The 26,128-nt window shown below is 70.3% G+C and carries 23 protein-coding genes; 18 read left to right on the top strand and 5 right to left on the bottom strand.

Annotated features, from left to right (window positions below; genetic code table 11):
• Nucleotides 1–135 precede the first annotated feature (135 nt).
• From ABZ016_RS35240 to ABZ016_RS35210, 7 genes are all read left to right on the top strand, one after another.
• On the top strand, nucleotides 136–2,367 hold the full coding sequence (locus ABZ016_RS35240; protein WP_356920780.1) for an ABC transporter family substrate-binding protein: 2,232 nt from the start codon (nucleotides 136–138) through the stop codon (nucleotides 2,365–2,367).
• A gap of 197 nt (nucleotides 2,368–2,564) precedes the next feature.
• Complete coding sequence (gene typA / locus ABZ016_RS35235; protein ID WP_356920779.1) at nucleotides 2,565–4,472, top strand: translational GTPase TypA; 1,908 nt, start codon at nucleotides 2,565–2,567, stop codon at nucleotides 4,470–4,472.
• A 600-nt stretch (nucleotides 4,473–5,072) separates the two neighbouring features.
• A complete protein-coding gene (locus ABZ016_RS35230) occupies nucleotides 5,073–6,713 on the top strand; it encodes an ABC transporter substrate-binding protein (protein ID WP_356920778.1) in 1,641 nt (546 codons plus the stop codon).
• Between the two features lie 146 nt (nucleotides 6,714–6,859).
• On the top strand, nucleotides 6,860–7,786 hold the full coding sequence (locus ABZ016_RS35225; RefSeq protein ID WP_003992725.1) for an ABC transporter permease: 927 nt from the start codon (nucleotides 6,860–6,862) through the stop codon (nucleotides 7,784–7,786).
• Nucleotides 7,779–8,747, top strand: a complete 969-nt coding sequence (locus ABZ016_RS35220; RefSeq protein ID WP_356920777.1) for an ABC transporter permease — start codon at nucleotides 7,779–7,781, stop codon at nucleotides 8,745–8,747. Before ABZ016_RS35225 ends, ABZ016_RS35220 begins: the two co-directional genes overlap by 8 nt.
• Nucleotides 8,748–8,758: 11 nt before the next feature.
• Complete coding sequence (locus ABZ016_RS35215; protein WP_356920776.1) at nucleotides 8,759–9,817, top strand: ABC transporter ATP-binding protein; 1,059 nt, start codon at nucleotides 8,759–8,761, stop codon at nucleotides 9,815–9,817.
• Nucleotides 9,810–10,958 (top strand): dipeptide ABC transporter ATP-binding protein, encoded by a 1,149-nt coding sequence (locus tag ABZ016_RS35210; protein ID WP_356920775.1) that lies wholly within the window; start codon nucleotides 9,810–9,812, stop codon nucleotides 10,956–10,958. Before ABZ016_RS35215 ends, ABZ016_RS35210 begins: the two co-directional genes overlap by 8 nt.
• A gap of 167 nt (nucleotides 10,959–11,125) precedes the next feature.
• Here the strand turns inward: ABZ016_RS35210 and ABZ016_RS35205 are convergent, their stop codons facing one another.
• Complete coding sequence (locus ABZ016_RS35205) at nucleotides 11,126–13,252, bottom strand: prolyl oligopeptidase family serine peptidase (protein WP_356920774.1); 2,127 nt, start codon at nucleotides 13,250–13,252, stop codon at nucleotides 11,126–11,128.
• Between the two features lie 177 nt (nucleotides 13,253–13,429).
• Between ABZ016_RS35205 and ABZ016_RS35200 the strand changes: the two genes are divergently transcribed.
• Nucleotides 13,430–13,624 (top strand): hypothetical protein, encoded by a 195-nt coding sequence (locus ABZ016_RS35200; protein ID WP_003992731.1) that lies wholly within the window; start codon nucleotides 13,430–13,432, stop codon nucleotides 13,622–13,624.
• 69 nt (nucleotides 13,625–13,693) lie between these two features.
• Here ABZ016_RS35200 and ABZ016_RS35195 read toward each other — a convergent pair whose 3' ends face one another.
• Nucleotides 13,694–13,903, bottom strand: a complete 210-nt coding sequence (locus ABZ016_RS35195) for a DUF397 domain-containing protein (RefSeq protein ID WP_356920773.1) — start codon at nucleotides 13,901–13,903, stop codon at nucleotides 13,694–13,696.
• Nucleotides 13,900–14,784, bottom strand: coding sequence for a helix-turn-helix transcriptional regulator (locus tag ABZ016_RS35190; protein WP_356920772.1), 885 nt, complete (start codon nucleotides 14,782–14,784; stop codon nucleotides 13,900–13,902). The genes ABZ016_RS35195 and ABZ016_RS35190 overlap by 4 nt, the downstream gene beginning before the upstream one ends.
• Before the next feature lie 154 nt (nucleotides 14,785–14,938).
• Between ABZ016_RS35190 and ABZ016_RS35185 the strand changes: the two genes are divergently transcribed.
• The 6 genes from ABZ016_RS35185 (at nucleotide 14,939) to ABZ016_RS35160 (ending at nucleotide 21,235) form a co-directional block, all read left to right on the top strand.
• Nucleotides 14,939–15,424 carry an ATP-binding protein gene (locus ABZ016_RS35185; RefSeq protein WP_356920771.1) on the top strand — a complete coding sequence of 162 codons (486 nt, stop codon included), beginning with the start codon at nucleotides 14,939–14,941 and terminating at the stop codon, nucleotides 15,422–15,424.
• Nucleotides 15,425–15,651: 227 nt separating this feature from the next.
• Nucleotides 15,652–16,596 carry a helix-turn-helix domain-containing protein gene (locus tag ABZ016_RS35180; protein WP_356920770.1) on the top strand — a complete coding sequence of 315 codons (945 nt, stop codon included), beginning with the start codon at nucleotides 15,652–15,654 and terminating at the stop codon, nucleotides 16,594–16,596.
• A 52-nt stretch (nucleotides 16,597–16,648) separates the two neighbouring features.
• On the top strand, nucleotides 16,649–17,266 hold the full coding sequence (locus tag ABZ016_RS35175) for a Uma2 family endonuclease (RefSeq protein ID WP_356920769.1): 618 nt from the start codon (nucleotides 16,649–16,651) through the stop codon (nucleotides 17,264–17,266).
• Between the two features lie 49 nt (nucleotides 17,267–17,315).
• Nucleotides 17,316–18,176, top strand: coding sequence for an N-acetyl-1-D-myo-inositol-2-amino-2-deoxy-alpha-D-glucopyranoside deacetylase (gene mshB / locus ABZ016_RS35170; protein WP_356920768.1), 861 nt, complete (start codon nucleotides 17,316–17,318; stop codon nucleotides 18,174–18,176).
• Entirely contained in the window at nucleotides 18,173–18,583 is a 411-nt protein-coding gene (locus tag ABZ016_RS35165; RefSeq protein WP_356920767.1) for a DUF6113 family protein, read from the top strand. The genes mshB and ABZ016_RS35165 overlap by 4 nt, the downstream gene beginning before the upstream one ends.
• A gap of 156 nt (nucleotides 18,584–18,739) precedes the next feature.
• On the top strand, nucleotides 18,740–21,235 hold the full coding sequence (locus ABZ016_RS35160; RefSeq protein WP_356920766.1) for a hypothetical protein: 2,496 nt from the start codon (nucleotides 18,740–18,742) through the stop codon (nucleotides 21,233–21,235).
• 69 nt (nucleotides 21,236–21,304) lie between these two features.
• Here ABZ016_RS35160 and ABZ016_RS35155 read toward each other — a convergent pair whose 3' ends face one another.
• A complete protein-coding gene (locus ABZ016_RS35155; RefSeq protein WP_356920765.1) occupies nucleotides 21,305–21,634 on the bottom strand; it encodes a hypothetical protein in 330 nt (109 codons plus the stop codon).
• Between the two features lie 78 nt (nucleotides 21,635–21,712).
• On the opposite strand from ABZ016_RS35155, the gene ABZ016_RS35150 reads away from it, so the two are divergent.
• The 4 genes from ABZ016_RS35150 to ABZ016_RS35135 are packed head-to-tail and all read left to right on the top strand — an operon-like array spanning nucleotide 21,713 to nucleotide 25,138.
• Nucleotides 21,713–22,624, top strand: a complete 912-nt coding sequence (locus ABZ016_RS35150; RefSeq protein WP_356920764.1) for an ABC transporter ATP-binding protein — start codon at nucleotides 21,713–21,715, stop codon at nucleotides 22,622–22,624.
• Entirely contained in the window at nucleotides 22,621–23,361 is a 741-nt protein-coding gene (locus ABZ016_RS35145) for an ABC transporter permease (protein WP_356920763.1), read from the top strand. Before ABZ016_RS35150 ends, ABZ016_RS35145 begins: the two co-directional genes overlap by 4 nt.
• Nucleotides 23,358–24,527 (top strand): histidine kinase, encoded by a 1,170-nt coding sequence (locus ABZ016_RS35140; RefSeq protein WP_356920762.1) that lies wholly within the window; start codon nucleotides 23,358–23,360, stop codon nucleotides 24,525–24,527. Before ABZ016_RS35145 ends, ABZ016_RS35140 begins: the two co-directional genes overlap by 4 nt.
• The gene (locus tag ABZ016_RS35135) at nucleotides 24,524–25,138 is read left to right on the top strand and encodes a response regulator transcription factor (protein ID WP_356920761.1); all 615 of its coding nucleotides are present in this window, start codon (nucleotides 24,524–24,526) and stop codon (nucleotides 25,136–25,138) included. Before ABZ016_RS35140 ends, ABZ016_RS35135 begins: the two co-directional genes overlap by 4 nt.
• Nucleotides 25,139–25,230: 92 nt before the next feature.
• Here the strand turns inward: ABZ016_RS35135 and ABZ016_RS35130 are convergent, their stop codons facing one another.
• Nucleotides 25,231–26,082, bottom strand: a complete 852-nt coding sequence (locus tag ABZ016_RS35130; protein ID WP_356920760.1) for a transglutaminase-like domain-containing protein — start codon at nucleotides 26,080–26,082, stop codon at nucleotides 25,231–25,233.
• Nucleotides 26,083–26,128: the final 46 nt, after the last annotated feature.

The following is a 26,128-nucleotide window of genomic DNA, read 5'->3' as shown; positions in this document are numbered from 1 at the left end:
TGACTTCCCGCCTGTGGCCGCCGTGTCGCCCTGTGTTGCCGAACCCTTTCCTCTTCAGTGGCGGCATACATCAGATGAAAGCCAAATACCGCCAAAAGTGATCATAACGCCCGCGGCTTCCCGGAGGTAGCACAGATGTCCCAGCACGGCGTCGGCCCGCGTGCGGTCTCGCGCTCGGTCGCCTTCCTCACCGCGGGAGTGCTCGCGGTGCCCGCGCTCGCCGGATGCGGCTCCGAGGACCCGGCCGGCAAGCCGCTCGCCGCCCCCGACATCCAGCCCGCCGCCCGCGCCCGGATCGCCGACGGCGGCACCCTGCGCTGGGCCGTGGACTCCGTGCCCGACACCCTGAACACCTTCCAGTCGGACGCCGACGCCACCACCACCCGCGTCGCCCAGGCCGTCCTGCCGTCGATGTTCCGGATGAACGCCGAAGGCCGGCCCGAGCGCAACCCCGACTACCTGGAGTCCGCCGAGGTCGTCGAGACCGAGCCCAAGCAGGTCGTCCTGTACAAGCTCAACCAGCAGGCCGTGTGGAGCGACGGCCGGGAGATCGGCGCCGCCGACTTCGCCGCCCAGTGGCGCGCCCTGTCCGGCAAGGACACCGCCTACTGGACCGCCCGCAACGCCGGCTACGACCGCGTCCAGAAGATCGAGCGCGGCGACAACGCCCTGGAGGTCAGGGTCACCTTCAGCCGCCCCTATGCCGACTGGCGGTCGCTGTTCTCGCCGCTGTACCCGAAGGACGTCATGGGCACCCCGGACGCCTTCAACGACGGGGCGCGCAAGAAGCTCAAGGTCACCGCCGGTCCCTTCACCGTGAAGAAGGTCGACCGCAAGGACGACGAGATCACCCTCGCGCGCAACGCACGCTGGTGGGGCGAGCCCGCCAAGCTCTCCGAGATCGTGCTGCGCTCGGTCCCGCGCGACAAGCGGGCCGACGAGCTGGCCGCCGGCACCCTCGACCTGGCCGAGGTCGACCCCTCCGCGGCCCGCCGCATCACGGTCACCGCCCAGCCCCGCAGCTCCGGCAGCCCGGTGATGGGCCCCAGCGCGAGCCCCTCCGCCGCGGACGGGGAGCAGGGCTCCGACGAGAAGACCGCCTCCGGCAAGAACAAGAACAGGAACGAGAAGCGGAGCAAGGCGGCCGCGAAGGACGCCCGGCAGCAGCAGGCCCTGCGCGGCTTCGAGGTGCGCAAGTCCCTGGAACCCGCCTACACCCAGCTCGCCCTGAACGGCGCCGAGGGCCCCCTCGCCGACGAGCGCGTCCGCCGGGCCGTCGCCCGGGCCCTGGACCGCAAGGAACTGGTCGCCACCGTCCTCAAACCGCTCGGCCTGCCCGCCGTACCGGTCGGCAGCCACCTGGCCCTGTCCGGCCAGGCCGCCTACGCCGACAACAGCGGCGCCCTCGGCGACCAGGACACCAAGGAGGCGCAGGCCCTGCTCGCCGACGCCGGATGGGTACGGGGCGGACCCGTGAAGGAGGAGAAGAAGAAGGGGGAGAAGGCGGCCGGCGCCGAGGGCAAGAAGGCCGGCAAGTCCTCCGACGAGGAGTCGGACGGCGACGACAGCACGTACATCGTCGGCGAGGAGGAAAGCGGCGAGGAGAACGGCGGCGAGAAGAAGAGCGCCGAGAAGAACAGCGCCGAGAAGAACAGCGCCGAGGACGGCAAGGCACACCGCCGTCACGACCCGGCCGGCCGGCCCGCCCAGGACGGCAAGCAGTACCAGGACGGCGCCCCCGGCGCGTACGCCCCCCAGGGCACCGCCGCCCCGGCGGGCCGTGAGGCCGCCCCGCTCGCCAAGAACGGCAAGGCCCTCACGCTCCGCTTCGTCCTCCCCTCCGGGCCCGGCTCCCAGACGCTGCGCACGGTCGCCGACCGCATCTCCCGCATGCTGGAAAGCGTCGGCATCGGCACGGAGATCTCCAAGGTCTCCGACGAGTCCTACTTCAAGGACCACATCGCGTCCGGCCAGTACGACCTCGCCCTGTACTCCTGGCCCACCACCGCCTTCCCCGCCACCGACGCCCGCCCCGTCTACGCCAAGCCGGTCCCGGCCGCCGACGGCTCGCTGAACATCGAGCAGAACTACACCCGCGTCGGCACCGACCAGGTCGACCAGCTCTTCGACCAGGCCGTGGCCACCCTCGACGAGGGCGAGTCCCGCTCCCTCATCCGCAAGGCCGACTCCCGGATCTGGGCCGCGGCCGGCTCGATCCCCCTCTACCAGCGCCCCCAGCTCATGGCGGCCCGCAAGAACCTGGTGAACACCGGCGCGTTCGGCCTCGGCACCCCGGCCTTCGAGGACATGGGCTTCCTGAAGAAGGGCATGAAAGCGGCCGGAGGCCCCTCGGCGAGCAACAGCTGACGCGGTCCGACCGGCCCAGGCACGGCCGCCGAGCACCTCATTACCAGGCCTGACCTGCACCGACGTATCCCGGCTCACCCCATCGGGCGCATACCCGTACCATGGGGTGAGGCCGTGGCATGTTGAGCCCGGCAGGGCCCGCGCACCAGTGACGTACGCGCAGGGCATTCCTCACCACTCCGGGAGTACGCCTCAATATGGCCACGCGCCACGACATCCGTAACGTCGCCATCGTCGCCCACGTCGACCACGGCAAGACCACCATCGTCGACGGCATGCTGAAGCAGGCCGGTGCCTTCGCCGCCCATCAGCTCGACTCCGTCGACGACCGGGTCATGGACTCGAACGACCTGGAGCGTGAGAAGGGCATCACGATCCTCGCCAAGAACACGGCGGTGAAGTACCACCCGAAGGACGGGGGGGATGTCATCACCATCAACATCATCGACACCCCCGGCCACGCCGACTTCGGCGGCGAGGTCGAGCGCGGTCTGTCGATGGTCGACGGCGTCGTCCTGCTCGTGGACGCCTCCGAGGGCCCGCTCCCGCAGACCCGCTTCGTGCTGCGCAAGGCCCTCCAGCAGCGCCTGCCCGTCATCCTGTGCATCAACAAGACGGACCGCCCGGACTCCCGGATCGACGAGGTCGTCAACGAGACCTACGACCTCTTCCTCGACCTGGACGCCGACGAGGAGCAGATCGAGTTCCCGATCGTCTACGCCTGCGGCCGTGACGGCATCGCCTCGCTGACCAAGCCGGACAACGGCACGGTCCCGTCCGACTCCACCAGCCTGGAGCCGTTCTTCACCACGATCCTGGAGCACATCCCGGCCCCGACCTACGACGAGGCCGCCCCGCTCCAGGCGCACGTCACCAACCTGGACGCCGACAACTTCCTCGGCCGTATCGCGCTGCTCCGCGTCGAGCAGGGCGAGCTGCGCAAGGGCCAGACGGTCGCGTGGATGAAGCGCGACGGGTCCGTCAGCAACGTCCGCATCTCCGAGCTGATGATGACCGAGGCGCTCACCCGCAAGCCGGCCGAGATGGCCGGCCCCGGTGACATCTGCGCCGTGGCCGGTATCCCCGACATCATGATCGGCGAGACCCTGGCCGACCCGGAGAACCCGGTCGCGCTGCCGCTGATCACGGTCGACGAGCCCGCCATCTCCATGGTCATCGGCACCAACACCTCCCCGCTGGTCGGCCGCGGTGCCACCGGCAAGGGCGCCGACAACAAGGCGGCCGTCAAGGACCGCAAGGTCACCGCACGCCAGGTCAAGGACCGCCTCGACCGCGAGCTGATCGGTAACGTCAGCCTCCGCGTGCTCGACACCGAGCGGCCGGACGCCTGGGAGGTGCAGGGCCGCGGCGAGCTGGCGCTGGCCATCCTGGTCGAGACGATGCGCCGGGAGGGCTTCGAGCTGACCATCGGCAAGCCCCAGGTCGTCACCAAGGAGGTCGACGGCAAGACGTACGAGCCCGTCGAGCGCATGACGATCGACGTGCCCGAGGAGCACATGGGCGCGGTCACGCAGCTCATGGGCGTGCGCAAGGGCCGTATGGACAACATGTCCAACCACGGCTCCGGCTGGGTCCGCATGGAGTTCGTCGTCCCCTCCCGCGGTCTGATCGGTTTCCGGACCGAGTTCCTGACGCAGACCCGCGGCACGGGCATCGGCCACTCCATCCACGAGGGCTTCGAGCCCTGGTTCGGCGCGCTCCAGACCCGTAACAACGGCTCCCTGGTCGCCGACCGCGCCGGTGCGGTCACCGCCTTCGCGATGACCAACCTCCAGGAGCGCGGCGTGCTGTTCACCGAGCCGGGCACCGAGGTGTACGAGGGCATGATCGTCGGCGAGAACTCCCGTTCCGACGACATGGACGTCAACATCACCAAGGAGAAGAAGCTCACCAACATGCGGTCGTCCACGGCCGACGTGACCGAGTCGATCGTCCCGCCGCGCAAGCTGTCGCTGGAGCAGTCCCTTGAGTTCTGCCGCGACGACGAGTGCGTGGAGGTCACCCCGGAGGCCGTGCGCATCCGCAAGGTGAACCTGGACGCCCGCGAGCGCGCCCGCGCCGCGAGCCGCGCCAAGCACGGCTGACACGCACCACGACGACACCGGGCACCCCGCGAGGCGGGGTGCCCGGTGTCGTCGTGAAGAAGACAGAACGTCAAGGGCAGGGTTAGGGAAAACCCTCGATTTGCCCGGGAGCGGCGTCCGGAACGCCCTGTTCCCACTACCCTTTTCCGGAAGCGCCGCGCCGCTCCGGCTCCGGGGTTCGCGCAACGGCCTTGCCGCACAGGCTTCTTGAGCGCGCGACAGGCACCAGGGCACCCTGCACGGGAGTCTGCCCCGTCGCAAGCGGTTTATCTCACTCTCGCGTCCGGAATGCGGACAGCCCCCACCGATAGATGTGTAACAAGTCCGTTTCGCAGGGATCTTTCACCAAACCCTTTGTCCGGATTTTGGAAGATGTAGGCGAGAGCTGTGATCGAACCGAGACCTCGAGAGTGTGGTTCGGTCCAGGCGTTTGGCAGATAGTTAGGCGCGTAGAGCTCGGATGAACGGGTCATGCGCTGGAGGCGGCGCCGACTCACGAGCGCGGGGGCACCTGACGAAACCGGCACCGGCGACGGGCTGTGGCGGTGATCCGTCCTGTGCTCCCTTCGCGGTGAACCAATGACTTCATAGGAGGAACCCATGCGCGGTGCCAAGAGCGCCAAGTGGGTCGCGGGGGCGATAGTCGTCGCTCTGGCCGCCACCGCCTGCGGCGGCGGCGACGACAGCGGCAGCGACGACATGAACAAGGGCAAGGCCGACCCGAACGGCATCGTCACTGCGCAGCTGAGCGAGCCTCAGAACCCGCTGCAGCCGGCCAACGCCAAGGAGAGCCAGGGCAGCCGTGTCCTGCGCACGATCTTCGCGGGTCTGGTCGACTACGAGCCCGGCACCGGCAAGCTCGAGTACGTCAACGCCGAGTCGGTCACGCCGAACGACGACTCGTCCGAGTGGACCGTCAAGCTCAAGCCGGGCTGGAAGTTCCACGACGGCACCCCGGTCACCGCCAAGTCCTACGTGGACTCCTGGAACTGGTCGGCCAACATCAAGAACAACCAGACCAACTCCAGCTGGTTCGCCGACATCGTGGGCTTCGACCAGGTGCACCCGGAGAAGGGTGACCCGAAGACCGACAAGATGTCGGGCCTGAAGGTCGTCGACGACAACACCTTCACCGTCAAGCTGACGCAGCCGGTCTCGTACTTCGCGTACAAGCTGGGCTACGACGTGTGGGCGCCGCTGCCCGAGGCCTTCTTCAAGGACCCGAAGGGCTTCGGCCAGAAGCCGATCGGCAACGGCCCGTACAAGTTCGTGTCCTGGGAGCACAACAAGCTCATCAAGGTCCGCAAGTTCGCGGACTACAAGGGCCCGAACGCCGCCAAGAACGGCGGTATCGACTTCAAGAACTACACGACCGCCGACGCCGCGTACTCGGACCTGCGCTCCGACAACGTGGACTGGATCGAGCAGGTCCCCACCACCGCGCTGACGAACTACAAGTCGGACCTCGGCGACCGCGCCATCGACCAGCCGTACTCGGCCGTCCAGTCGATCGTCCCGGCGTTCTACACCAAGCAGTTCAAGGACATCGACCCCAAGGTCATCCAGGGTCTGTCCATGGCGATCGACCGCCAGACGATCACCAAGACCGTGCTTCAGGGCACGCGTACCCCGGCCGACTCCTACGTCGCCCCCGGCGTGCTCGGCTACAAGAAGGGCGCGCTCGGCGACGTCGTCAAGTTCGACCCGGCCCAGGCCAAGAAGCTCGTCCAGGAGGGCGGCGGCGTCCCGGGCAACAAGATCCAGATCCAGTACAACGCCGACCAGGACCACAAGCCGTGGGTCGACGCGGTCTGCAACTCGATCCGCAAGGTCACCGGCGTGGAGTGCACCGGCGACCCGAAGCCGACCTTCCAGGCCGACCTCGACGCCCGTGACAAGGACCAAGTCAAGTCCATGTACCGCGGTGGCTGGGTGCTCGACTACCCGGTCAACTCGAACTTCATGCGCGACCTGTACGGCACCACGTCGGCCGGCAACACCAGCGGCTACTCCAACAAGGACTTCGACAAGCTGAGCTCCGAGGCGGACAAGGCCGGCTCGATCGACGAGACCGTGGCCAAGTACCAGGAGGCGGAGCAGCTCCTCGCCAAGGACATGCCGGCGATTCCGCTCTGGTTCTACAAGGTCAACAGCGGTCAGTCCAGGCACATCCTGGGCAAGATCAAGTACGGCCAGGACGGTGACCCGATCTTCGACACGATCCAGGTCAAGCAGAAGTAAGAAGACGACCGCAGGCCGGTGCCGCCCCTCCCGACCAGGGGAGCGGTGGCACCGGCCCGTAGGCACAGGCCTCCACCTCACCCCCCGACCTGCGGTAGAGATGAGTGCGCAGGCCTCGCCGACCCCTCACGGCATGGAGGCGCAAGATGGGGCGCTACGCCGCCAGGCGACTGCTCCAGATGATCCCGATCTTCATCGGGACAACTCTGTTGATCTTCCTGATGGTCCACATCCTGCCGGGCGACCCGGTCCGGGCCATCTACGGGGACAAGGCTCCCGATCCCGCACAGATCGCGCAGATCAAGCGCGAGTACGGCTTCGACAAGCCCGTCCTCGAGCAGTACTTCCACTACATGCTGAATCTCCTCAAGGGAGACTTCGGCAGCAACCTCGCCGGACGCCCGGTCGCCGACCTGATGGCCGAGGCCTTCCCGGTGACCCTGCGGCTGACGCTGCTGGCCATCACCATCGAGATCATCATCGGTGTCGGCCTGGGTGCGTGGGCCGGTCTGCGGGCCGGTAAGGCCGCCGACACCGGCGTGCTGGTCTTCACCCTGACGGTGATCTCCATCCCGGTGTTCGTGCTGGGCTTCATCGCCCGGTTCATCTTCGCCGACGAACTCGGCTGGCTGCCGCCCAACGTGCAGGACTCCACGGACTACTCGCAGTTGTTCCTGCCCGCGTTCGTCCTGGCCATGCTCTCCATGGCGTACGTGGCGCGGCTGACTAGGACGACCTTCGCCGAGAACCTGCGGGCCGACTACATGCGGACCGCGCTCGCCAAGGGCCTGCCCCGGCGCCGGATCATCGGTGTCCACCTGCTGCGCAACTCGCTGATTCCCGTGGTCACCTTCGTCGGCACCGACGTCGGCGGCTTCATCGGCGGCGCGGTCATCACCGAGGGCATCTTCAACATCCAGGGTGTCGGCAACCTCCTCTACAGGGCGATCCAGACGAGCGAGGGCTCGACGGTCACGGGTGTGGTGACGGTCCTCGTCCTCGTCATCCTCCTGATCAACCTGCTCATCGACCTGCTGTACGCGGTCCTGGACCCGAGGATCCGGTATGCCTGACGTGACCAAGGCCCAGACCACCGACTCCGCGACCGTGGACGCCGTGGCCCCGCCGGCCGTCGACGCTCCCGGCAAGCAGAGCGCGCAGAAGAGCGACAAGCCCCGCTCCCTGTGGGGTGACGCCTGGTACGACCTGCGGCACCGGCCCATGTTCTGGATCTCCTCGGTGCTGCTGGTCCTGCTGCTGGTGATCGCCGCGTTCCCCGGCATGTTCACCAGCGTCGACCCGCGTGACGGCGACCTGGTTCGCCACTACCTGAGCAAGCCGGAGCTGGGGCACTTCTTCCAGCCGGACTGGTTCGGATACGACCAGCAGGGCCGCTCCATCTACGCCCGTGTCATCTACGGCACCCGGGCCTCGATCCTGGTCGGCGTCTGCGTCACCGCGGCCGTCACGCTGATCGGCGGGCTGCTCGGCATGCTGGCCGGCTACTTCGGCGGCTGGATCGACTCGGTGATCTCCCGGATCGTCGACATCTTCTTCGGTCTGCCGTTCCTGCTCGGCACGATGGTCGTCCTGAACGCCTTCACCGAGCGCAAGGTGTACGTGGTCATCCTGGCCCTGGCCTTCCTCGGCTGGACCTCGATCGCCCGCGTCATGCGCAGCTCGGTGATCACGGCCAAGCAGGCGGACTACGTGACGGCGGCCCGGGCGCTGGGCGCCGGCACCACGCGGATCCTGTTCCGCCACGTGATGCCGAACGCCGTCGCGCCGACCATCGTCGTGGCCACGATCGCCCTCGGCGGTTACATCTCGGCGGAGGCGACGCTGTCGTTCCTCGGCCTCGGCCTCAGCGACCCGACGATCTCGTGGGGCATCGACATCTCCGAGGGCAGCAAGGTGATCCGGGACAACCCGCACACGCTGCTGTTCCCGGCCGGAATGCTCAGCCTCACGGTCTTCGCGTTCATCATGCTCGGCGACGCGGTGCGCGACGCCCTCGACCCGAAGCTGCGCTGAGGAGGGCGTACGTGACCACCATCGACAAGACCCGGAACGTCCCCGAGCCGCGCGGCGCGGCCGAGGGTGACGTCCCCCTGCTCGAAGTGCGCGACCTGCACGTCGAGTTCCACACCCGTGACGGTGTGGCCAAGGCCGTCAACGGCGTCAACTACACCGTCAGCTCCGGCGAGACCCTCGCCGTGCTCGGTGAGTCCGGTTCCGGCAAGTCCGTGACCGCCCAGGCCATCATGGGCATCCTCGACATGCCGCCCGGACGGATCCCGCAGGGCCAGATCCTGTACCGCGGCGAGGACATGCTCACCATGTCGGGCGACGCCCGGCGCAAGGTCCGCGGCAGGAAGATCGCCATGATCTTCCAGGACGCGCTGTCCGCGCTGAACCCGGTGCTGTCCGTCGGTTACCAGCTCGGCGAGATGTTCCGCGTCCACCAGGGCCTGAGCAAGAAGGAAGCCAAGGCCAAGGCCATCGAGCTGATGGACCGCGTGAAGATCCCGGCCGCGAAGGAGCGCGTCGGCGACTATCCGCACCAGTTCTCCGGCGGTATGCGCCAGCGCATCATGATCGCGATGGCGCTCGCCCTGGAGCCGGACCTGATCATCGCCGACGAGCCGACCACGGCCCTCGACGTGACGGTCCAGGCCCAGGTCATGGACCTGCTCGCGGAGTTGCAGCGCGAGTACAACATGGGCCTGATCCTGATCACCCACGACCTCGGCGTCGTCGCCGACGTCGCGGACAAGATCGCGGTGATGTACGCGGGCCGGATCGTGGAGACCGCGCCGGTGCACGAGCTGTACAAGCGGCCCGCGCATCCCTACACCAAGGGCCTGCTCGAGTCGATCCCGCGCCTGGACCAGAAGGGCCAGGACCTGTACGCGATCAAGGGCCTGCCGCCCAACCTGACGCGTATCCCCTCCGGTTGCGCCTTCAACCCGCGCTGCCCCATGGCGCAGGACATCTGCCGTACGGACGTCCCGCCGCTGCTCCCGGTCACCGAGCGGGACGGCAGCGAGCTGGCCGGCCGCGGCAGCGCGTGCCACTTCTGGAAGGAGACGATCCATGGCTGACCTGGAGAAGACGGACGAGTCCATGGACGCCACCCCCAACGTCACCGAGGTCGAGACGGTCGAGGCCGCCACCGACGAGGAGGCCGTCGCCGCCATCGAGGCGCCGGTCGAGCGTGGTGAGCCCATCCTTCAGGTGCGCAACCTGGTCAAGCACTTCCCGCTGACCCAGGGCATCCTGTTCAAGCGTCAGATCGGCGCGGTCAAGGCCGTGGACGGGGTCTCCTTCGACCTCTACCAGGGCGAGACCCTCGGCATCGTGGGCGAGTCCGGCTGTGGCAAGTCCACGGTCGCCAAGCTGCTGATGATGCTGGAGAAGGCGACCGCGGGCGAGATCTTCTACAAGGGCCAGGACATCACCAAGCTGTCCGGCCGCGCCCTGAAGGCCGTACGCCGCAACATCCAGATGGTCTTCCAGGACCCGTACACCTCGCTGAACCCCCGTATGACGGTGGGCGACATCATCGGGGAGACCTTCGAGATCCACCCCGAGGTGGCCCCGAAGGGCGACCGGCGGCGCAAGGTCCAGGATCTGCTGGACGTCGTCGGCCTCAACCCGGAGTACATCAACCGCTACCCGCACCAGTTCTCGGGCGGTCAGCGCCAGCGCATCGGCATCGCCCGGGGCCTGGCCCTGAACCCCGAGATCATCATCTGTGACGAGCCGGTCTCCGCGCTGGACGTGTCCGTCCAGGCGCAGGTCATCAACCTGATGGAGAAGCTGCAGAACGAGTTCAACCTCTCGTATCTCTTCATCGCGCACGACCTGTCGATCGTCCGGCACATCTCGGACCGGGTGGGTGTGATGTACCTGGGCAAGATGGCCGAGATCGGTACGGACACGGAGATCTACGAGCACCCGACGCACCCCTACACCCAGGCGCTGCTGTCGGCTGTCCCGGTCCCCGACCCGGAGTCCCGCGAGGGCCGCGAGCGGATCATCCTCACCGGCGACGTCCCGTCCCCGGCCAACCCGCCGTCGGGCTGCCGCTTCCGCACCCGCTGCTGGAAGGCCCAGGACAAGTGCGCCCAGGAGACCCCTCTCCTGGCCATCCCGGAACGCTTCCAGTCCTCCGACACCCCGGCGGCCCACGAGTCGGCCTGCCACTTCGCGGAGGAGAAGGACGTGGTCCACGCGGCCTGATCCACGAGGTCGCGCACGTGCACAAACCCGCGCGAACTGCGTTAACACGCAGGCAACTTAGCTGACCCGGTCCCGATATACGGACGCGTCAGGCTGGTCAGCGTACGGCCGTGCGGGTGCCGTAAGCGGGCCGGGGCGCATCATGTCGCCCCGGCCCGTTGCCGTGCTCAGGACGGGCGGCCGATGCCCAGGGAGCGCTTCAGGAAGTCGACCTGGAGGAGCAGCAGGTTCTCCGCGACCTGTTCCTGCGGGGTGATGTGGGTGACCCCGGACAGGGGCAGTACCTCGTGCGGGCGGCCGGCGGCCAGGAGGGCCGAGGAGAGGCGCAGGGCGTGGGCGACGACCACGTTGTCGTCGGCGAGGCCGTGCACGACCATCAGCGGGCGGTGCGGCTCGGCGGGGGAGGACAGCCCCTCGGCCGTGACGAGGGAGCTCGCCGCGTACGACTCCGGGTGCTGCGCCGGGTCCCCGAGATACCGCTCCGTGTAGTGGGTGTCGTAGAGGCGCCAGTCCGTCACCGGAGCCCCCGCGATCCCCGCGTGGAAGACGTCCGGCCGGCGCAGCACCGCGAGGCCCGCCAGCCAGCCGCCGAAGGACCAGCCGCGGATCGCCACCCGGTTCAGGTCCAGCGGATACCGCTTCGCGAGGTCCTGCAAGGCCTCGACCTGGTCGTCCAGGGACAGGGTGAAGTCGTGGTGGATCCCCTTCTCCCAGGCGGGTGAGCGGCCCGGTGTGCCCCGGCCGTCCGCGACGATCACCGCGAACCCCTGGTCCGCGAACCACTGCGAGGTGAGGTACGGGTTGTGGGCCGCGAGCACCCGCTGGCCGTGCGGCCCGCCGTACGGGTCCATCAGTACCGGCAGGGGGGTGTCACCGGCGTAGTCCCGAGGCATAAGCACGGCGCACGGAATGCGGCGTGCGCCCCCCTCGGTGAGCGTCACGCGGGGGGACATACCGGGGTCTTCGGCATAGGAGGGGACAGTCGCGATCGGCTTTCCGTCACGCAGGACCCGCACCCGCGAACCTGGCCGATCCAGCGTCGCCGAGACCAGGACGATCACGCCCCCGGCGCGCACCGCCGCGTGCACGCCCGGCTCCTGCGACACCCGCTCCACACCCAGCTCGTTGACCCGGTACACATGCACCTGGCCCGTCTCCGCCTCCGCGGCCTCCTCACCCGCCGACGCCGAGACCAGCACGTCGTGGTCGGAGACGTCCAGCACGGCCCGGACATGCAACTGCGCACCCGTGAGCGGCCGTTCCCCGACCGCCAGCACCCGCGCACCGCCCTCGTCCGCGATCCGGACCAGCTGCCCCGCCGGACTCCAGCACGGCACCCCGGGGAAAAGATCAAGCCAAATTCGATCTTCGTCGGCGTGCACCATCCGCGTCGCGCCCGACTCCGGATCCACCGCCAGGATCAGCTGACCGCGCTGGTCGCGCGCCTGTACGAGCAGCAGCGGCGCGCCCGCCGCTGACCAGTGCACACGCGCCAGATACGGATACCGCGCCCGGTCCCAGGCGACCTCCGTACGCGCCCCGTCCAGGCCGATGACGAACAGCCGTACGTCCGCGTTGCCCGTGCCCGCCGCCGGGTACGCCACCCGCTGCGGCTCGCGTTCCGGGTGCGCCGGGTCGGAGATCCACCACCGCTGCACCGGCGTGTCGTCCACGCGTGCCACGAGCAGCCGGTCCGACTCGGGGGCCCACCAGAAGCCGCGCGACCGGTCCATCTCCTCGGCCGCGATGAACTCGGCCAGTCCATATGAGACATTCTCGGAATCCGGCTCGGCGAGCGCCCGGTCGCCGTCCCCCTCGGCGCCCACGACGCGCAGGGCACCCTGGGCGACATAGGCGACGTACCGCCCGTCGGGCGACGGGCGCGGGTCGATCACCGGCCCCGGAGCGGGCAGTTCACGCGCCGTCCCGGCCTGCAGCTCGGCCGCGAAAAGCCGCCCTGACAAGGCGAAAGAGGCCAACTCGACAGCCGTGTCGGTGGCGTACCCGACGATGCCGGCCCCGCCCTCGCGACTGCGTTCCCGCCGGGCGCGTTCCTCGGGCGAGAGATCCTCCGGGGCGCCGCCCAGCAAGTCGCGCGGGTCTGCGGCGACGCGCTCGCGGCCCTGCTCCGTGTCGAGGACCCACAGCGAACTCGCCCGGTCCGTACCGGAACCAGAGCGAAGGAACACGACTCGTGAACCGTCGGGCGCCACAGTGAACGAACGCGGCGCGCCGAGCGTGAAGCGCTGGGTACGGGCGTGCCGTCGGGGGAAGGAGTCAGGCTCGGTCGTCATGCCCTGACCATATTGGCCATGCGCCCCCTTGTGCGGCCATGCGCCGATCGATGCGCACGGACGGATAGTTATGATCAATGTCGCATAGTGGGTATGAACCTGCTGGCTGCTGTACGGATTTAATGCCCCCATAGTCCGACCCCCCGCGCCCCTGTGGATCTTTGGAGGTGAACCGCCGTGGCACTCTCGATTTCGGCGGTGGTGCTGCTGGCGATCATCGTCTTCCTGCTGATCAAGAAATCAGGACTGAAGGCGGGTCATGCGATCGTCTGCATGCTGCTCGGCTTCTACCTCGCCTCCTCGACCGTCGCTCCCACGATCAGCGAGCTGACGACGAACATCGCGGGCATGATCGGCAGCATCAAGTTCTGAGCGCCGTGGCTTCCGGCCGAGAGCCCGGGGACCCGGGGCCCCCGGCCGGAGCGCATGCCTCGTTTCGCCTCAGGACCCGACCGCGTACGGCACGAAGTCGGCCCACGCGGCAGGGGTGAAGGCCAGCCGGGGACCCTCGACGTCCTTCGAGTCACGGACGTGGACGGTGCCGGGCTGGGTGGCGAGCTCCACGCAGGAATCGCCCTCACTGCCGCTGCTGTAGCTGCTCTTGAACCACGACAGGCCGGAGGCGTCCCCGGACCAGGTCTTGCGGATCATGTCTCCCCCAGCAGTTGTTCGATGAAGGCAGTGGACTCACGTGGTGTGAGTGCCTGAGCCCGGATGATGCCATACCGAAGTTCCAGGATACGGAGTTGCCGCAGGTCGGAAACCGGTCGTCCGTTGGCCACTGCTGGTGAACGTCCGATCGCTGAACCGTCCTCGAACTTGAGCACCTCGATGCTGCCGTCCACCCCAGCATGCTCCTCGCGTTCCATCGGCATCACTTGAAGCTCGACGTTACGCATGTGCCCTGCCTCAAGCAGGTGTTCAAGTTGGCCGCGCAGGACCGCCCTTCCTCCCAGTGGCCGCCGAAGTGTCCACTCCTCCAGGACGAAACTGAGGTCGGGTGCCGAGTCCCGCTCGAAGATCGCCTTGCGGGCCACGCGTGCAGCGATGAACCGCTCCACTTCCTCCGTCGAGTAGGCCGGGCGTCGCATCGACAGCAGGGCGCGCGCGCACTCCGGAGTCTGCAACAGGCCGTGGATGTGCAGCGGATCGTAGAGCTGAAGCTCCACCGCCCGAGCCTCCAACTGCGCCAGGTCCCGCACCTTCTTGGGGTACCTGACCCTCTTCACGTCCTCCTTCATCGCCGCGACGAGCCCCCCGGCGCCCAGCACCTCGTCCGCCGTGTCCAGGTACTCGGGCCGGGGGATCCGCTTGCCGCTCTCGATCTTGTAGACGAGGTCCTCGCCGTACCCGACCGCCAGTGCGAACTCGCCGACCCGGATGCCGGCCGCTTCCCGACGGAGCCTCAACTGCCGTCCCACGGTGGCCACCACCGCGAGCGCCCAGTCGTCGTCCGGGTCCACCTCCCAGCCCGGCTCCTCCGTCTGCTCCGCCTCGGTCCTGACCCGCACAGCCTCGCCGTTCACCGACATGCGCGCCCCTCCTTGGTGCCGCCTCGTACCGTTGCGCCCCGCCCGCCGGAACCGCGTGGACAGTCCGGACAGCACCGGACAAGCCTTGGACGGTAGCTCTACGTAGCGAGGCAATTACGCATCACGGTACGGCCGGTCGGCCACGCTGAGTGACGTGAATCAGGAAACTCAGGAAGTCGTCGCCGAGCCCGGGACGCGCCCCGGATCCGGCGGCGAGGTACGCAACTTCACCGTGCTGCTGTCGTCCACTCCGCGCGGTGCCCGTCTCGCCCGCCTGCTCACCGTGGACGCGCTCCGGAGCTGGGGGCTCCCGCACGAGAGGGCGAGCCACGTCGTCGCCGAACTGGCGGCCAACGCGGCCACCCACGGCCGTCTGCCCGGCCGCAGCTTCCGCCTGACCCTCTACGTGGTCGGCGCCACGCTCCGTATCGAGGTCACCGACACGCGCGGCGACCGGCTGCCCGTGCTCCGAGCCGTCGATGACGTGGCCGAGTCGGGCCGGGGCCTGCTGCTGGTAGAGGCGCTGGCCGACCGCTGGGGTGTGACCGAAGGGCGTTTCCCGCGCAAGACCGTCTGGGCCGAACTGACCTTCACGCCGCCGGAACCCGTGCCCTCGCGCTCCGGTGCCGTCGGCGACTGAAAGGCGAAGAACCTCCGGGGGAAAGAACCCTGCCAAGCCCCACCCCTCCCGCCCGCGTCCCGTGCTCACTCGCGCGGGTGAACCTCCCCGAACCGGCTGGATTTCACAGCACCCGAGGCCCGACGCTCAGCCCAACGCACCACCACAACCGCAGACATGCGACGGCCCCCGCCGGGACGGCAATCCCAGTGCGAGGGCCTGACCACCGAGGAAGATAGGGCTTCCCGATGGGTACCCAGAACCCTAGCGTGCCCCTGCACGCCCAGACCCGCGTTGCGGGCAACAAGCACCCGAACCGGCGGCCCGGCGCGGTCCACCGCACCGGCGGGCTCCAGCACGACAACACCCGTCACACCACCCGCTTCACGGTGATCGGCAATCACCTGGCCCAGCACGGGGAGCTTTCGCTCCTCGCCATCGGGCTCGGCACGCATCTCCAGTCGCTGCCGAAAGGCGCCCCCGCCGACATCAAGACCCTCGCCGCCCGGTTCCCCGAGGGCGCCACCCGCATCGCCGCCGCCCTGCGCGAGCTGGAGGCCCACGGCTACCTGCGCCGCGAACGCGTCCGCACCGCCACCGGCCGCATCATCACGCGCACGATCTCCTGCAACCAGCCGGCGTCGGCCCACCACCGTCCCGAAACTCCGGCCACGGCGGTACCGCAGCGGCGTGAGGCGTGCGAGGACAGCGGGACGCACCACCCCCCGACGGCACGTGAGAAGCGAGGGCGGAACGGGGCCGCGGCAACGCCCCGCAAGCCCCTCCCCGCCGTACCGACCCCCGCGCACCCCGCCCCCGCACTCCTCCAAGCCGCCACCGACCTCCTCGCGGACCTCCGCCGCCACGACTCCCGGCTGCTCCTGTCCGCCTGCGACACAGCCCACCTGGCCCCCGGTGTCGCCGCCTGGCTGGAGCGGGACGTCACCCCGGCAGCCGTACGCGGTGCCCTGACCGCCGACCTGCCGCCCGAGGGCGTACGCCGCCCGGCCGCCCTCCTGGCCCACCGCCTCGCCGCCCAGCTCCCGCCTCCGCCCCCGTTCCGGGCACCGGCCGACCCGCCCCCGCCCCGGTACCCGATGCGGAACTGCGACGGCTGCGACCGAGCCTTCCGCTCACCCACCCCCAGCACCCGCTGCCGCGACTGCCGCTCCGACCTCCAGGAGGCCGCCTAGCATGAACGTGACGATCCTTGCCCCTGGGCACAGACGACGAGGAGCGAGCGCCATGGCCATCGCATCCGGCAACGCGCGGCGGGACGGCTCCCATCTGTACCGGTCCATGAGGGATGTCGTGCAGTCGATGGACGACACCCTCCCCGGGAAGTTCGAAGTGACCAAGGAAGGGATCGTGCACGACATGATGTCGCCGGGGGGACCGCACGAGGTCACGGCCGCGCACGTCAGCCGCCGTCTGGAGAGAGTGATGCCCGACGAGTTGCTGGCTCACAACGGCACGCCCGACGTGGAAGACGTCCCCGAGGGCATCATGCGACACCCGGACGTGATGGTGATCGCCTGGGCCGACCTCGACGTCGAAGGCTCGATCGACCCCCGCACGGTCGTCGCGGCCATCGAGATCGTCTCCCGGTCCAACCCGGAGAACGACTGGGTGGGCAAGATGCGCGACTACCCGCTGCTCGGCATTCCGATCTACGCGATCTTCGATCCCCGTACCGGCAGCGGTGCCGTCTTCACCGACATCCACTCCACCTCGGACGGCCCCCGCTACGCGGTGCGCAAGAACTTCGTCTACGGCGAGGACGTCACCATCGGTGAGTGGACCATCTCCACGAGTGGCCTGCCGCGCTACCAGGGCGACGACGAGCCCGGCGGCGAGGTGTGACGGCCCGGGGCGCGGCCGGCGGCGGGCCGGTGCCTCATAGGGTGGTCCCATGACGGAACTGCCCTCACGTCGTCTGCTGCTGGTGCACGCGCACCCCGACGACGAGTCGATCAACAACGGCGCCACCATGGCCAGGTACGCGGCCGAGGGTGCCCACGTCACCCTGGTCACCTGCACCCTGGGGGAGCGCGGCGAGGTCATCCCGCCCGAGCTCGCCCACCTGACCGGTGCCGCCCTGGGCCGGCACCGCCGCGGCGAGCTCGACGCCGCCATGGCCGAGCTCGGCGTCCAGGACGTTCGCCTGCTCGGCGGCGCCGGGCGCTACAGCGACTCCGGGATGATGGGCCTGCCCGACAACGACGACCCCGCCTGCTTCTGGCAGGCCGACGTCGACGAGGCCGCCGCGCACCTCGTCGAGGTGATCCACGAGGTACGCCCCCAGGTCCTCGTCACCTACGACGACAACGGCGGCTACGGCCACCCCGACCACATCCAGGCCCATCGCGTCGCCATGCGCGCCGCCGAGCTGTCCGCCGAGGCCGGATGGAAGATCCCCAAGGTCTACTGGAACCGGGTCCCCCGGTCCGTTGTGGAGAAGGCCTTCGCCCGGCTCCAGGACGATCTGCCCGGGCTGCCCTTCGACAAGCCCGCCGCCGTCGACGACGTACCGGGCGTCGTGGCCGACGAGAGCGTCACCACCGTCGTGGACGGCACCGCCCACGCCGCCGCCAAGGCCGCCGCGATGCGGGCCCACGCCACCCAGATCACCGTGGCCGAGCCGTACTTCGTGCTGTCCAACGAGCTCGCCCAGCCGCTCCTGACCACGGAGTACTACGAACTGGTGCGGGGCGAGCGGGGCCCCGGTGACCGGGAGACCGACCTGTTCGCCGGTGTCGAGGAGGCCTCGTGAACGACCGGAGCCCGATGCTCGCCCAGCCGCTGCGGCCGCCGTCCGTCGGACGGGTCGCCGCCTTCCTGGGGCTGTTCCTGCTGGGTGCCGTGGTGGGCACGGCCGGGGCGCTGGTGCAGCCCGGGTGGTTCCCGGGCGGGCTGCTGCTCGCGCTCGCCGGTGAGGCCGGTCTCGTCCTCGGCGCCGCACGCCTCACCCGCAGCCGGGTCGGGGGCGTCGCGGCCGCCGGCGGCTGGATGCTCGCCGTCATCCTGCTCACCGCCAGCCGCCCCGAGGGGGACTTCCTCTTCGCCGCGGGGAGCGGCTCCTATCTCTACCTGCTCGGCGGCATCGCCGTGGCTGTGATGTGTGCCACCCTCGGCCCGGGGCGGCAACCGGACGGCGATGCCGTCCGACTTGGCAAGTGACGTACCACTTCGCCAGAACGTGCGCGTGGGGGTCCGGTGTGAGTTTCCCCAGCGGTCACGGGATACGGGCGAGAAGTGGCCAGTATGGTGGTGCGCGCCGCCGAGCTGCCCGCGTGAGGTTGTGACGGGCGGCGGAGCCAACCGGGAGAACCTGCCTTGAGTCGTGAAACTGACACTCCGTCCTCCGGGCCCAACGGGCGCGGCGGAGCCGCCTACCCGTCGGGTACGCCGCCGTACGGGACCCCGACGGTCTCCGACGCCGGTGCGGACGCGGGCCGTTCGGCCTCGCGGCCGGAGGAACGCAAGACCGAGACCACGCTGACGACCCGGATCCGGATCAACATCCCCGGGTCGCGGCCCATTCCGCCGGTGGTGGTGCGCAAGCCCGTCACGGAGGCGCAGGACGCGGACGACACCGGGGCCGGCGCGAGTGCCGGGCCCGGCGGCGAAGCGACGGCGCCGGGTGCCGCCACGTCCACGGGCCCGGGGGTGGGCTCGGCGACGGCCGAGCCTCCCGCCGAGCCCGCCCGGTCCGGCGACGACAAGCCCACCAGCGACTGGTTCGCGCCCCGCAAGTCCGGCTCTGGCAAGCCGGGCCAGGGGAGCGGCTCCACCAACGGCGCGGGTCTGCCGGGCGGTTCGGGCCCCGGGGCGGGCGGTTCCGGAACGGGCGGGCCGGGTTCGGCCGCTCCCGGCGCCGGTGCGCCGGGTGCCGGGCGGCCGGGCGGCGTGGTCGGCTCCATGAGCGCTCCGGGTGGTTCCCGGCCCGGCGGCACGAACGGTTCCGGGCTGCCCGGCGGTGCGACCGGCGGGCCCGTCGCGCCCGGGCACGGCGGCGGCACCGGCTCCTTCGACGTCACCGAGGCACTGGCGGCGGGCCCGCTGGGCAACGGTTCGCGTCCCGCCCCCGGCGGTGGCGAACCGCGCCGCGACGACCTGCCGTACTTCTCGGAGAACGGCCGGGGTCAGAACGGGCAGAACGGACAAGGTGCCTACGGTGGTCAGGGGGGCCCGGGCGCTCCCAACGGCACCGACGGCCCCGGTGGGCACGGCACTCCGGGCCCGGCGGGCCCGACCGGCGGGCCGGTCACCGGGGACGGCCCACTGATCCCACCGTCCGGAGGACCGGGCGGACCGGGCGGACCGGGCGCTTTCCACGACTCCGGCCGGTCCGGTGGTCCCGGCGGGCCCGGCGGCTTCACCGAGCCGGGCAGGCCCGGTGCCCCTGGTGGCTTCAACGACCCCGGCCGCCCGGGCGGCCCCGGCGCACCCTCCGGCCCCGGAGCCATAGGAGGCCCCGGCGGCCCGGGTGGTCCCGGCGGCCTGACCGGCCCTGGTGGCCCGGGTGGCCCTGGCGGCTCCGGCCCGAGGAGCGGCGCTCCCACCGGCCCCACCGGCCCTCGTAACGCCCCCTCTCCCGGCGCACCCGCGACCCCTGGCGCCCCCGGCGGTGGTCTGAGCGACGACACCGCGATCCTCACCCCGCAGAAGCCCGCCCCCGAACCTCCGGAGGGCCAGGGCTACGGCGGTGCCCGCCACGACAACGTCTCCGGGCACACCGTCACCAGCGGCATCCCGGTCGTGCCGTCCGGCGCGGCCTCGCCGTTCGGCCCGGGTGCGCCCGGTGAGGGCTCCGCGCCCCACGCGGCGCCGAAGCTGCCCGAGCCGGTCTCCCCGCCCCCGGCGAGCTCCTCGAAGGCGCCCAAGAAGAAGGGGCGCAACAAGCTCGTGCTGCTCGCCGCCGGTGTGGTGGTCCTCGCCGGTGGCGTCTACGGCGCCGGACTGCTGATGAACCGCACCGATGTGCCCAAGGGCACCAGCGTGCTCGGCGTCGACATCGGCGGCACCACCCGTGACGGCGCGGTCAAGAAGCTCGACGAGGCCTTCGACGCCAACGCGGGCAAGCCGCTGAAGCTGTCGGTGGAGGGCAAGACCGTGTCCCTCGACCCGGACAAGGCCGGACTCCAGTTCGACATGGACGCCACGGCCGACGCGGCGGCGAAGAGTGACTACAACCCGGTCTCCGTGATCGGCTCGCTCTTCGGCAACCACCGTGTCGTCACGCCGGTCATGCCCGTGGACGAGGAGAAGCTGCACGCGTCCCTGGAGGGCGCCGCGGGCGGCTCGGGTTCGGCCTCCGACGGCACCATCAAGTTCGAGGGCGGCAAGGCCGTCCCCGTGTACGGCAAGGCGGGCAAGGGCATCGACGTCGCCAAGTCGACCGCCGCGATCGAGGAGGCGTACCGCACCCAGGTGGAGACCGGTACGGCCGGCCCGGTGAACCTCCCGACCACCACCCGGCAGCCGACCGTCTCGAACGCCGAGGTCGACCGCGTGCTGAAGGACTTCGCTCAGCCCGCGATGTCGGCCAAGGCCATCGTGCAGACCGACCCGGCGCACAGCATCCCGTTCGGCGCGTTGTCGCTGCCGAAGATCCTCGGGTTCAAGGCCGTGGACGGCAAGCTCGTGGAGACGTACGACCTGGAGGCGCTCAAGGAGGCGTACGGCCAGACGTTCGACGGCGTGCAGATCCAGAGCGCCACCGGGAAGCGTGACGTGCTGCCGCAGGACGTCGTCTCCGCGCTGCGCAAGGCGCTGCGGGGCAAGACGACGGCGGAGCGCACCGCGGTCATCGACACCACCCCGAACTGATCCCCGCGCCGACGACGACGCCCCTGCCCGGTCCGGGCAGGGGCGTCGTCGTTCACGGGCGTGCGGCCGTCACGGACGCGTGATGCAGTACAGAGCCACGTAGCCCCTGATGCCCTGGTAGTTGATCGCGATCCAGAAGAACCCGTCGGTGTAGCCGCAGGCGGTGAAGGTGCCACCCTCCGAGGCCCCGCCGCACTCCGCTCCCGCGCCCTTGGGGAAGAGCCCGAGGGAGGCCGAGCTGGTCGACTTGGACTTCCGGATCCGTACGCTCTCCTTTGCATGGCAGTTGATCGCCTGCACCGAGGTCGTGCCCGAGGTCGCGGCCTGCGCCGGGGTGGCGAAGGTGAGTCCGGCGAAGGCGATCACGGCGGTGGCGGCGCCGGCGAGGAGCTTGCGCACCCGGCATGACAACTGTCATGCGGCACTCCGGACGCCCGACACTGCCCCTGCCGACCCGCCCGCAACCACCATGAGGACATGACAACGACAGCCTCGGTGGTCGCGTTCGACCAGGTGAGCAAGGCATACGGCACCGTCCGCGCCGTGGACGGACTGACCCTCGACCTCAACCCCGGAGAGACGGTGGCGCTGCTCGGCCCCAACGGCGCCGGCAAGTCCACCACCCTCGACCTGCTCCTCGGCCTCAAGAACCCGGACAGCGGCACGGTCAGCCTGTTCGGCACCAGCCCCCGGGCCGCCATCGTCGCCGGGCGCGTGGGCGCCATGCTGCAGAGCGGCGGGCTGATGGACGAGGTCACCGTCGCCGAACTGGTGCGGCTCGCCTGCGATCTGCACCCGAAGCCGTACCGGCCCTCCGAGGTGCTGGCCCGCGCCGGCATCGCGCAGATAGCCGACCGCAAGGTCAACAAGCTCTCCGGCGGCCAGGCCCAACGCGTCCGCTTCGCCCTCGCCACCGCCGGCGACAGCGACCTCATCGTCCTGGACGAGCCCACCACCGGCATGGACGTCACCACCCGCCAGGCCTTCTGGGCCACCATGCGCGAGCAGGCCGACCAGGGCCGCACCGTCCTGTTCGCCACCCACTACCTCGAAGAGGCCGACGCCGTCGCCGACCGGGTCCTGGTCCTGCACCGAGGCCGGCTCCTCGCCGACGGCACCGCCGCCGAGATCAAGGCCAAGGCGGGTGCCCGCCGCGTCTCCTTCGACCTGACGGACACCGTCGACGAGGCGGCCCTGCACGGCCTGCCCTTCCTGACGTCCCTGGCCGTCTCCGGCCGGACCGTCCGCATCCAGTCCTCCGACGCCGACGCCACCGTCCACGCCCTGTACGGCCTCGGCGTCTTCCCGAGGAACCTCGAAGTCGCCGGGCTCGGCCTGGAGCAGGCCTTCGTCGCCATCACCGCCGCCGAGGAGGCGAAGTCGAAGTGAACAGCCTGATCAAGCTGGAACTCGCCCGTGCCCTGCGCAACCGCAAGTTCCTCTTCTTCTCCGTGATCTACCCGTCGGTGCTGTTCCTGATCATCGCGGGCAACGCCGACAGCACCACGAAGGTCCCCGGCAGCGCCCTGACCCTGCCGACCTACATGATGGTCTCCATGGCCTCCTTCGGCGCCCTCACGGCCGTCCTCATGGGCAACAGCGAGCGCATCGCCAAGGAGCGCGAGGGCGGCTGGGTGCGGCAACTGCGCCTGACCACCCTGCCGGGCCGCGGGTACGTCCTCGCCAAGACGGCGAGCGCCGCCGTCGTCAGCCTGCCGTCCATCGTCATCGTCTTCGTCGTCGCGGCGGCCGTGAAGGACGTGACCCTGGACGCCTGGCAGTGGCTCGCCCTCACCGGCGCGATCTGGGCCGGCAGCCTGGTCTTCGCCGCGCTCGGCGTCGCCCTCGGCTACCTGGCCAGCGGCGACGCGGTCCGCCCGATCACGATGATCACCTACTTCGGCCTGTCGATGCTCGGCGGCCTGTGGATGCCGACCACGACCTTCCCGGACTGGCTCCAGGACATCGCGAAGTGGCTGCCCACGCACGCGTACGCTGCCCTGGGTCAGGCCATCGAGCAGAGCCGCGCCCCGCACGTCCAGGACCTCGCCGTACTCGTGGTGTCGTTCGTCCTGTTCGCGGGCGGCGCGGCCTGGCTGTACCGGAAGGACACCCTGAAGGCGTGAGCGACGTCGGCATAGGTATCGGACAGCGCCCGGTCAACCGCAAGCAGCGGGCGGTGAAGTCGCTGTGGACCGGCATCTGGCTGGTCTACCTGAGCGCGCCCGTCACCGACCTGCTGCACGGCGGTCACAGCACGGGCGTGACGATCCTCGGCTGGCTCGGTCTGGTCGCGTTCGTCGCCTGGTACATGGCGCTGGTCTTCCGCACCGGACGAGGCGAGCACAACGCCCGGGTGCTCGGCTCGCTCGGGGTCCTCGCGGCCCAGTCCACGCTCCTCGCCCTCACCCTGGGCCGCGAGTGGCTGGTGCTCTTCGTGTACGTCTCGATCGCCTCCGGGGCCGCCCTGCCGCTGCGGATGGCGCGCTGGACGATCCCGGCCACGTGCGCCCTGCTGTCCGCCGTCGCGCTCGCGGTGCCGGAAGGCCACTCCTTCCTGGCCGGTCTCCTCATCCCGGCCCTGCTCGGCGGCTTCGCGATGACCGGCGTACGCGAACTCGTCCGGACGACCATCGCCCTGCGCGAGGCCCGGGCCACCGTCGCCCAGCTCGCCGCAAACGAGGAACGCCTGCGCCTGGCCCGGGACCTGCACGACCTGCTCGGCCACTCGCTCTCCCTGATCACCCTCAAGAGCGAGCTGGCCGGCCGGATGCTCCCCGACCACCCCGGCAAGGCGGCCCAGCAGGTCGCCGACATCGAGCAGGTCAGCCGGCAGGCCCTGGTCGACGTCCGCGAGGCCGTCACCGGCTACCGCCGCCCCCGGCTGAGCGCCGAACTCGCCGGTGCCCGGGTCGCCCTCACCGCGGCCGGCGTCACCGCCGAGCTGCCCGCCGACCCCGGACCCGTCGGCGTCCCCGAGGAGAGCGAGTCCGCCCTGGCCTGGGCACTGCGCGAGGCGATCACCAACGTCGTACGGCACAGCGGCGCCCGCCGCTGCACGGTCGAGCTGCTGCACCGCCAGACCCTCGACGGCCCCATGCTCGAACTCACCGTCGAGGACAACGGCTCGGGCGGCCGGAGCGGCGGCAGCCACGGCAACGGCCTCACCGGCCTCACCGAACGCCTGGCGAAGGCGGGCGGCACCCTGGAGGCGAGCCCGCACAAGCACGGCTTCCGCCTGGTCGCCCGCGTGCCCACGGCCGGTCCGGCGCACGTAGGATCCCCGGCATGAGCCGTACGATCAAGGTCCTGCTCGCCGAGGACCAGTCGATGGTCCGCGAGGCCCTGGCCGCCCTGCTCGGTCTGGAGGAGGACATCGAGGTCGTGGCCCAGGTGGCCCGCGGCGACGAGGTGGTGCCGGCGGCCCGCGCACACGCCGTCGACGTGGCCCTCCTGGACATCGAGATGCCCGGTGCGACGGGCATAGAGGCCGCGGCCCTGCTGCACGCCGAACTCCCGGCCGTGAAACTGGTCATCCTCACCACCTTCGGCCGCCCCGGCTACCTCCGCAGCGCCATGGAGTCCGGCGCAGACGCCTTCCTGGTGAAGGACGCCCCCGCCGCCCAGCTCGCCGAAGCGATCCGCAAGGTCCTCACCGGCGAACGCGTCATCGACCCCACCCTCGCGGCAGCGGCCCTGGCGGACGGCGCCAACCCCCTGACGGACCGCGAACGAGAAGTCCTGCGAGCGGCCTCCGACGGCTCCACCAACGCCGAACTGGCGACGACCCTGCACCTCTCCCAGGGCACCGTCCGCAACTACCTCAGCACCGCCATCCAGAAGCTGGCCGTGAGAAACCGGGCGGAAGCGGTCCGAGTAGCCCGAGAAAAGGGCTGGCTGTAGAACGCGCCCCTCAAGGGGCGCGGGGAACTGAGCGATCAACCACGAACAACCCGCCCACGCCCGAGAGCGAAACCCCCCATGGCGAAGAGGCGTCAGTTCAACATCGCCCGGGCCGCCGAAGCCTCCCCCCGCACCCGCTCCGAAGCCGCCTCATCCACCCCCGAGACGATCTCCGCGTACGCCTCCAACTCCACGGCTCCGCCCAGGAAATCCCCCCGCTGCACCAGCAACTGCGCCCGCTCGTACCGCAACCGCGCCGGATGCGACGGCAACAGCAACGACAACTCGACCGCCCACAACGCCACGTCCGACCGCTCCGGCCGGGCCACCGCCCACGCCCGCACGTTGTTCAGGATCCGCAGCACCACGTCCAGGGGATCGGCCGGCCGCAACATCGCCGGATCCAGCCCCGCCCCGGTCGCCCCGACGACGAGCAACTCCGCATCCGCTCCGGTCAGCACCCGCCCCCCGTCGAACGGATCGGCGAGCACCTGCTCCGCACCGGACCCGAACCCGACCACGAAGTGCCCCGGCAGAGCCACCCCGCACACCGGCGCACCGGCCCGCCGGGCCACCTCCATCCACACCACGGACAGCAGGATCGGCAACCCCCTCCGCCGCACCAGCACCTCGTGCAACAGCGAGGACTCCAGTCGCCGGTAGTCGGCCGGGGTGCCGTGGAACCCCATGCGCTCACCGAGCAGCTCCCGCAGGGCGACGGCCCACGCACGCGGCCCGCCGGGCCGATGCGGCAGCAGCCCGGCCAGCCGGTCGAGCTCGACCTGCGCCGCGTCCAGGCCCCCCTCGTCCAGCTCCCGGTCCGCCTCCGCGCCCACCAGCAGGCACAGCGTCGACAGGTCGGGCCGCTCGGACCGGGCCTCTTCGGAGAACCTCCGCCGCAGCTCGGCGGAACGCTCCGGGGACGGGGGATACGGGGGACGCATAGCTGGCTCGTGCCCTCTCACAGTGGTCCGGTATCACAATGATCCG

It is taken from the genome of Streptomyces sp. NPDC006372 (genome assembly GCF_040612515.1).
Lineage (GTDB): Bacteria > Actinomycetota > Actinomycetes > Streptomycetales > Streptomycetaceae > Streptomyces.
Note: the sequence above shows the minus strand (reverse complement) of the source record. Positions and strands in the feature narration are given on the sequence as shown.